The organism is Synechococcus sp. R8-2 (genome assembly GCF_047461715.1).
GTDB lineage: Bacteria > Cyanobacteriota > Cyanobacteriia > Thermostichales > Thermostichaceae > Thermostichus.
Window position 1 is genome coordinate 1 of sequence record NZ_JANSHQ010000758.1, and the last position, 1,051, is coordinate 1,051.

Annotated in this window: 1 protein-coding gene; it reads left to right on the top strand. The window is 57.2% G+C overall.

All coding sequences use genetic code 11. The features are described from left to right. Window positions 1-75: 75 nt before the first annotated feature. On the top strand, window positions 76-999 hold the full coding sequence (locus tag NW819_RS14495; RefSeq protein WP_414328999.1) for a fructosamine kinase family protein: 924 nt from the start codon (window positions 76-78) through the stop codon (window positions 997-999). Window positions 1,000-1,051 lie beyond the last annotated feature (52 nt).

Genomic DNA, 1,051 nt, shown 5'->3' on the forward strand with positions numbered 1-1,051 from the left:
TCACCCTAACCTGAAATGACTACCCGAAATGACCATAAGTACCTGTTTTTCTCCGATAATTGACTTTTGCTGCTGATGCAAACTCTTTGGCAGACCATCGCCCAGCACCTTTCAGAAGCAACAGGGGATCCCATCCAGCCCCTACAGTATCGTTCTGTGGGCGGAGGCAGCATCAACGCCACCTATCGGTTTTCCTGCGCTTCCCAAAGCCCTCTTGCAGAAGGGGTAAAAGACTACTTCGTCAAATTGGCCCGTGGGGGAGAAAGGGCGCTGGAGATGTTTGCAGCGGAAGCTGCGGGCTTGCAAACCCTAGCGGCTGCCCAGGCCATTCGCGTACCTCAGCCCATTGTCTGGGGATCCGTAGGAGAGCAGGCCTACTTGGTGCTGGAATACCTGGAGCTAACCTCGCCCCGTCCGCACACTGCGGGTTTATTGGGATCCCAGTTGGCCCAGTTGCACCGCACCCTATCCCCCAACGGCAGCTACGGTTGGGAGCGCGACAACACCATCGGCTCCACGCCGCAGATCAACAGTTGGCGGCAGAATTGGCCGGATTTTTATCGGGAACAGCGGCTGCTCTACCAGGTGAAATTGGCTTGCCAACAGGGGTATCGCGGCACGTGGGTGGCCCAAGCCGAACGGGTAATGGCGGAGCTGGAAGCCTTTTTTCAGGACTACAGGCCAGAACCCGCTCTGTTGCATGGAGATCTGTGGGGCGGCAACTACGGGGCCTTGGCCGATGGATCCCCGGTGATTTTCGATCCGGCCACCTACTACGGGGATCGAGAGACGGATCTGGCGATGACAGAACTGTTTGGCGGCTTTCCGCCGGAGTTCTATCGGGCTTATCAGCAGGCCTACCCCTTGGACGAGGGGTATCCCCACCGCAAGCCCCTCTACCAGCTCTACCACTGGCTCAACCATCTCAACCTGTTTGGAGAGGGCTACCTAGGCTCGGTGCAGCGGGCTTTGCAGCAGTGTTTGCAATTTCTTGGATAAATCGTATGGTTGTTCAGGTTAAGATGAGACGCCTGGGCTACTGATCGCGCCA

Bases quoted from the DNA above. Each gene is read 5' to 3' on its own strand.
- NW819_RS14495 (WP_414328999.1), top strand. From the start codon at position 76: ATGCAAACTCTTTGGCAGACCATCGCCCAGCACCTTTCAGAAGCAACA.